Raw genomic sequence first — 7,592 nt, 5'->3', positions numbered from 1 at the left:
AATTCATCAAATGTCATTGTAGATGCATCAACATCTCCGCTTGCCTTCCAAAAACCTCCTCCTCGATTACCTACGGCAAGCAACTTCTTCGTTCCGGAAGTCGTATTGAATGTTACCGGATAGATTACATCAGTTGTACCCGAAGATTTGCCGACAGTAAGAGATTTTTCTCCGTTATAATTACTCACTTTATGCTGAAAGTTTCCCTGGCTATCATAAACATAAATCGTAAGATTTGATAACCCAGACAAATCATTCCCACTTGCCTTTGTACTTACCGTTACATCAGAGGCTGGTAGTCCTCCTAAATTCAGCGTAACCGTAATAGGTACCCCTTCCACCACTTCACCGGACTTCACTAATTCATCATCCACACAACTTGTCAGAGCAAAAGCCACAAGGCCGACAAGCAGCAGGCTGGTATATATCGTATGCAATATCTTCTTCATATTCGTCATTTTTTTATTCAAAGGGCGGGACATCCATTGTATGTTCTGTCCATGAGTTTACTTGGCAATATGTATCCAACTCTATTTCTTTCATTCGCATGTAAAGTTTATACCATGTATTCCTCTCTATCTTAGGCAAGTAAATGGTCTGTTCGTAATCAGAACCATTAAAATTATATTTCACTGTAAGATTATATCTCGTTCCTGGATTCACTATTTCGGTCACAAACTGTTCATCTCCATACGTGTTTTCCAACAAATAAGGATTATCAAAATCTATTTTTGTAAACGAAGACTCTACACTTTCTATGTCCGTTGGCAATTCTGTCGTATAAGAAGTTGCAATCGTAACGCCCCCACTATTACCACTCAACAAATCACGATTTTCTGTATAGTTAATATCATTATCTACAGGAGTAAACAAGTACCCTTTATCAGGAACCTTGTTCAAAGTAAAACTGTAGATAATCAGTTTACTGGAAGAGGTTCGCTTGGTGCAATAAATCCCCAGCTTTGCTACACATCTCGTAGCATTAATCGAAACACCATATTCTAGCTCATCAGCATTTAAAGCTAAATTTTTAGTACCTGTCATTGGTACTTTATTATCGCCACCGTAATTGGTAAGGACAAACGGAGTATTTTTCAATGCAGCGATATCATATATATTAAAGGATATCGGAGAAGTATCATCCACGCTACTATAAGCATCATTCAATACTAAATAGAAGTTTAAGGATTCGATTTCTTTTGTCTTTATTTTAGCTTGTAAACTGGTTATCCAATCTATTCCTTCTTTTGAACTCGCTTGCCAAGTTGGGCTATTTTCTATGTATTGAATTAAATTATCACTTCCATCACAAATCCATAATCGAAGTTTTTCAGGTGTATCTGTTCCGTCATCCGCTCTCGTCGTAATATCCAGATTCAGCGTGATGGTCCGCTCCTGTGCAGAAGGTTCTTCCGCGGAGGGGGACGCATCGCCGCATCCTGCCAGGATGAGCAGCATGAGCCACGTTGCTATGGATAATACTTTCATCATGTATTTTAAGTTTATTAGTTCGTTAGTTGTTAAGTTCATTAGTTTTTAAGTTTGTCTGTTTTTCAGTCAATAACTCAAAACTCAAATTTTACAAATCTACATTCTGTATCCGTTTGCTCCATCCCAGCACACCGATCGATACGTTGGCATAAGCCCAACTGCCGTCGGAGAGGAAGAAGGTAAGGTCGTAATCGTAGCCGCGGTCCAGAAATTCCTGGCGGGAGTAGCGGTGCAGCTCGTCGTAGTTGCACAGGCGGCCGAGCAGGTCGGGCAGGTTGACTTCGATGACCCGTTTGCCGGTTTCCTTGTGCTCTACTACCAATACCTCGTCGTCGGCCATGTTGTCGTGGGCAAAGATGCGCGAGGTCATGAAGTCGGCATGTCCCATGTTTCCTACTGTCGAAGCACGGTTGCTGACATCAGGGTCTTGGGTATTCCACGTGACAAAAGGTGTACACAGGGCCTTGATGCTGGGGTCTTCGGAGTTGTCATGGTTCAGCCGGATGTTGCCGCCGGTGATGTAGAGGTTGTAGTCGTCGATGTCCATCGCTGCGGGGTCGTCCACGTCGCGCAGGGTGACGCTGATGTAATTGGTGTTTCTGACCAACGACAGGGTGTGATAGGCATACTGCCCTTGTCGCACTTCGACGGGCTGGTCGGAAATGGAATGCCAAATGGTATCCAACGGTTCGCCCTGGTGGTTGACTGCTCCGACGCCGTCGTACAGGCGGTTATGGTCGAGGGTAATCTGCAGGTCTTCCATGCGGCTGTTCTCGTTCATTTCCGTACGCATGAAGCTGCCTCTCTGGTCGTCGCTTTTACACTGATGTGCCAGTGCCACGAAGCGGTATTTTCCGTCGGGCAGGTCCAGATACATGTTATAGCCATACTCCCGTAGGGGTTGGAATTCGTCGTCGTTGGCTTCGGTACGGCTGTCGATGTAGTTGCCCTGTTCGTCGAAGATGTAGAGGGTGACTTCGCCCACATGGTCGGCGAAGAGGTCGGAACGATGCAGGTTGTAGTCGTAGACGAAGTTGACATACACGCCCCGTTCGCACCCGTCACGGTCGTCGAAGATCAGGTCGGTACACGACGTAACAGTCAAGCCCAGCAGTAATCCTGCCAGCCAGCCTGCCTTCAGTATATGTTTGGCACAATGGTTCATAAGTAAATGAGTTTGTTAGTTTGTTAGTTTTTGAGTTTTTAAGTTATTGTGTGATTGGATTCTAAAGTGGTAATAAGGCAATGACTTACGAACTCAGAAAGCTAAAGAACTAAATACTTGTCAAGTTGTTTTTATCGCTTTATTCAGGTAAATGGTGAGGTGTGTTTATTCACCACAGATTTCCCGGATTGATACAGATTTTTCTTGAACTTCGGATTGTCCGGTTCCGTCCGTCTGTGATAATCCGCGTAATCTGTGGTGAATACGAGGCACAGCCTCACACACTATGTTACAGATCTACACCCTGTGAACGTTTTGCCCAGGAGAGGATGTTGATTTCGCAGTTGATGTAGCTTTCCTTCTTATCGGGAGGCGTAACGGGGATTTCTGGTATTTCGGGTTCACCGGGACCTTTGACACTCTTGATAGTTAGTTCGTACCAGTTGTTACGGAGAACACCGTAACGACCCAGATGTTTGCCTTCATCGTAATTTTTTGCATCGTTTATAACATCGGATGCCAATGGGGTTTCTGTATCACCGAAGTGCTTGATGACTGTAGCGTAATAGTAGGTGATGCCTTGCAGATAATACTTGATGTTACCACCGGCTGCTGCCAGAATAGCCGCAGCTTGAGTATCGCTTAATTTTTGGTCGGTTCCACCATTAATTTGTAACAGTGATTGTACTCCAGTCGCATCTGTAATGTTGAATCCGGTTGACACAGTCTTAACTGCCAATTCTTCATTGCCAATTAAAGCATCTTCACCTTTCAGGGCAGCTGTGGCAACTTTCAAAAATTCTTCTTCTGTGTAAATAGCAGATGTATTGTTAATCATAAAGAAACTAGTACTTGCAGTAGCACCGTCAGGAGTAAAAGTCGCTTTCAGAAGAACACTGGTCAGACGGTTCTCTGCCATTGTTTGGGCCGTGGTGGTGTTTTCCAAACAGTATTCTATTTCACTATCTTGTCCACTATATCCTATTTCATTCCAATCGCCCTCGTTTACTGATTTTAAAACAGTATAATCTTTACTGAGATCTTCATCATTTTCATTTTTATCATAATTCGGGTCAATTCCCCAATAGGTGCGGTAAGGATTTGGAGTTGTACCGATGAAACGATTGCTCTCATTACCATTAAAGTATCCCAGCCAAGTATTTATATCCGCTAAGTCTGTTTCAGAATCTAAAGCGTTTACTCTGCGTACAGGATAATACTTCTTGTTGGTATTCTGTAGTTTCCAGCCTTCAAATTTAACTGTTGCGTTCTTGTAAGAAGTAACATCGGTCGTAACGGTCAACGTAGCATCATTACCTTCTACAGCTACCTGTGTTTTGGCTACGGCACGTTCCACGTAAATCGGATTGTCCTTGGATGCTCCTTCAGCAAGTGCTTTGTCGTTGTAGACTTTGATAGGAGCCAATGTCTGTATTTCCAAATCCCCAGGTTTGCTACCTGTGAAAGACGCTTTTGTAGAAATAGGAGCGTTGGTCATCAAAAAGTAATTATAACTATTTCCTGTTACATCTGTTATGGCTGTAGGGGCAATTACCTTATTTAAATCTGATAATGTACCTTTAAATTTATTAGCTCCGCTGCCTTCATCTACAGTCAAGTAAGTAGTTAATGTCGCATCTCCGACATTTTCTTTATCAGGATTTGTTGAGGTAATAGTTCCTACATTAAATTTACTGATTGGATTAACAATTGCCAATGCATATACATTAGCATCAGGTGCCGGAATCATGCGCACACCGGTGGCATAATAGCTTGTAATATTATTTGTAGCATCGTCAGATAGCAAGAAGTCTTTATCCGTTAATTGGAATGCACATTTGCATTCAGCCTCCTTCTCCGTACCACCGTAGAACAAAGCAATAATCACCTTATCAACTTTGTACTCTTCGGCTTTTCCGTCATCAAAACTTTCTGAACGTGTCGACGGAGTAGTCGGCAGATTAATACCGATGTTTACATACCCTTTGTCTCCAATAAATTCATTGGAGTTACCATTCCCTGAACTTTCATCCAGCGAATCGGAGCAAGCCGCCATCACCAGCGTTGCGGCCATTGTCCAAGCCATGTTTTTAAAAATCTTTCTCATAATCTTTCTTATTTATCGAGTTAATAATTATTTGTTTTGATCTACTTTGTTTTGTTTTAAGGACTTAGGGTTGAGAGTTGAGGATTGAGGGTTTAGGGTGAATTGTTGACCTTGGTTTTACCCTTATCCCTTTATCGTTCTGCGTCATTCCTGAGTCCGCTTTGCTCTGTCATCCTGAACGGAGTGAAGGATCTGTTATCACGTAGCTTTCGAAGGAGATCCTTCACTACGTTCAGGATGACAGAATGACAACTACATTATGCTCTAAGGCAAAAAGTGTACTTTTTAAAATGGACTCATTTATATTATTCTTCATTCCTCATTCTTCATTCTTCATTTTTTGTTCTTCATTTCTCGCTTTCAGTTTACGATTATCAATTATTCAAATATATAAGTATGGCAAAAGAAAAAATCATCCTCACAGGCGACCGCCCGACGGGACGCCTGCACATAGGACACTACGTAGGCTCACTGCGCCGCCGCGTGGAACTGCAGAATGCCGGCGACTACAAAGATATGTTCGTCTTCATAGCCGACGCACAGGCACTGACCGACAACATGGACAACCCCGAAAAAGTACGCCAGAACGTCATCGAAGTAGCATTGGACTACTTAGCCTGCGGACTGGACCCGACGAAGAGCACCATCTTCATCCAGTCGCAGATACCCGAACTGTGCGAACTTTCCTTCTACTTCATGGACCTGGTAACCGTCAGCCGCCTGCAACGCAACCCTACCGTGAAGACCGAAATACAGATGCGTAACTTCGAGACAAGCATCCCCGTAGGCTTCTTCACCTACCCCATCAGCCAGGCAGCGGACATTACTGCCTTCAAGGCAACCACCGTGCCCGTAGGCGAAGACCAGGAACCGATGCTGGAACAAGCCCGCGAAATCGTGCGCCGCTTCAACAACATCTATGGCGAAACACTGGTTGAGCCCGAAATCCTGCTGCCCGACAACGCCGCCTGTCTGCGTCTGCCCGGCACTGACGGCAAGGCCAAGATGAGCAAGAGCCTCGGCAACTGCATCTACCTGAGCGACCCCGCCGACGAAGTGCAGAAGAAGATACGCAGCATGTACACCGACCCCGACCACCTGCGCGTACAAGACCCCGGCAAGGTTGAAGGAAACACCGTCTTCACCTACCTCGACGCCTTCTGCCGTCCTGAACACTTCGAGCGCTACCTGCCCGAGTACCCCAACCTGGACGAACTGAAGGCACACTACCGCCGCGGCGGACTGGGCGACGTGAAGGTGAAGAAGTTCCTGAACGCCATCATGGAAGAAGAACTGGCTCCGATACGCAACCGCCGCAAGGAGTTCGAGCAAGACATTCCTGCCATCTACGACATGCTGAAGAAAGGTTGCGAAGCTGCCCGCGAGACAGCCGCTGCCACCCTCGACGAAGTTCGCCGCGCCATGAAGATCAACTACTTCGACGACGCCGAACTGATTGCCGAACAGGCAAAACGCTTCAGCAAGTAACTCCACCTCAGGAGTTGCACCACTTGCAGTAGTTAGAGAAGCCAAGAGGAGTTGCCACCTATTTCGAGCAGATTTAAAGGTGAAAGCCGGTCAACAATGCAGGAACAACCTGATGTAGCGGCTTAACTCCTTAGCTTCTTAACTATCCGGCAAGTATTTATTTCAGCATTGGAAATCAACAAAAACAAACTAGGATATAATTATTCTCATAGGTATGAGAAAAGGATTCTCATGCTTATGAGAAAACCATTCTCATAATTACGAGAAAACTATTCTCACGCCTATGAGAAAAACATTCTCAAAGCATGAGAACGGATAAGCCCCACTTGTACGGCTCGCGAACAATGCTTGTTACACTTGCATGGCTGGTGAACAACACTTGTACCGCTCACGAGCCACACTTGCACGGCTCGCGTGTAATGCTTGTGTCGCTCCGCAGCAATACCTGTCATGCTCTACAGCACTGCTTGTTCAGCCAGCTAACTACCCATGTTGTCCGGCTAAAGTAGATGTTTACGCCCGCCAAGTAGAACGTTGGGAATGAATAAACCTTAAACCTTCTATTTTGCCTTCACGCCTTCACCTCGCAATTAGCATCAGATAATCAGGCAAATATGGTGAAAGATGATGTTTCACCCGAAGGTTCACCAGACTTCAAAGGGCACAAAATTGTACTTGTATGATTTTATACCCTTTGAGACATCTTTCACCATAAAGCATTCAGGCAGAGCAACTTTCGTTGAAACTTCATCAAAAAACTTGGTAAAACAGAGAATCTCAATTTCAGAAAAGCAGAACAATAAAAAAGGACTGACTCAAAATAAAGAATCAGTCCTTCAAATTATACATGAAATTTATTCTATTTGTCCTACTTGGAAAACAATTTTTCAATCTCATCCTCACGGATAGTAGCCAGTACCACATGCCCATCCGGCGTGTAATTGGGCGAAGGACAGGCAAACAGACTGTCGACCAGATTGGCCATTTCATCGTTGCTCAGCACTTGCCCGTAAACGATGGCGGCTGCCTGTGCCAACGTAGCCGCAAGCATACTCTGCACTTCTTCCTTCACATCGCAACCTTTCTCCATGGCCGTATGCACCATGCTGCGCACTAGTTCTACCGGATTCAGTCCGTCGATGCCCGAAGGAACTCCGTTGATGGCATAACTGCCCCCACCCAATGAAGTCAGTTCGAAGCCCACTGCCGACAAATCGTCGGTAATGCTTTCGAGCACAGCAGCCTCGGAAGCCGGGAACTGAACGATTTCGGGGAAAAGTACTCCCTGCGACATGCCCTGATGCTGACGAATCTGCTGCATATAGCGTTCGTAGAGCACAC

5 protein-coding genes and 1 pseudogene are annotated in these 7,592 nt (G+C 45.0%); 1 reads left to right on the top strand and 5 read right to left on the bottom strand.

Going from position 1 to position 7,592, the window contains the following annotated elements:
- The 4 genes from QVP67_RS15045 to QVP67_RS15030 all read right to left on the bottom strand — a co-directional run.
- A partial coding sequence (locus QVP67_RS15045; protein WP_288180291.1) for a fimbrial protein occupies positions 1 to 449 on the bottom strand: 449 nt, incomplete at its 3' end.
- A gap of 13 nt (positions 450 to 462) precedes the next feature.
- Positions 463 to 1,491 (bottom strand): hypothetical protein, encoded by a 1,029-nt coding sequence (locus QVP67_RS15040; RefSeq protein WP_288180290.1) that lies wholly within the window; start codon positions 1,489 to 1,491, stop codon positions 463 to 465.
- Between the two features lie 88 nt (positions 1,492 to 1,579).
- Positions 1,580 to 2,656 carry a FimB/Mfa2 family fimbrial subunit gene (locus QVP67_RS15035; protein ID WP_022164372.1) on the bottom strand — a complete coding sequence of 359 codons (1,077 nt, stop codon included), beginning with the start codon at positions 2,654 to 2,656 and terminating at the stop codon, positions 1,580 to 1,582.
- A 289-nt stretch (positions 2,657 to 2,945) separates the two neighbouring features.
- A complete protein-coding gene (locus tag QVP67_RS15030) occupies positions 2,946 to 4,763 on the bottom strand; it encodes an Mfa1 family fimbria major subunit (RefSeq protein ID WP_022164371.1) in 1,818 nt (605 codons plus the stop codon).
- 396 nt (positions 4,764 to 5,159) lie between these two features.
- Between QVP67_RS15030 and trpS the strand changes: the two genes are divergently transcribed.
- The gene (gene trpS, locus QVP67_RS15025; RefSeq protein ID WP_022164370.1) at positions 5,160 to 6,251 is read left to right on the top strand and encodes a tryptophan--tRNA ligase; all 1,092 of its coding nucleotides are present in this window, start codon (positions 5,160 to 5,162) and stop codon (positions 6,249 to 6,251) included.
- Between the two features lie 868 nt (positions 6,252 to 7,119).
- Here the strand turns inward: trpS and QVP67_RS15020 are convergent.
- Positions 7,120 to 7,592, bottom strand: a pseudogene (locus tag QVP67_RS15020) (DNA mismatch repair endonuclease MutL); the annotation flags it as partial.

Origin of the sequence: Bacteroides sp. CAG:633 (assembly GCF_000435115.1) — a bacterium.
In the GTDB taxonomy this organism is placed as follows: Bacteria; Bacteroidota; Bacteroidia; order Bacteroidales; family Bacteroidaceae; genus Bacteroides; species Bacteroides ndongoniae.
The sequence above is the reverse complement of the archived record's forward strand: the minus strand, read 5'-3'. Positions and strand labels throughout refer to the sequence as shown.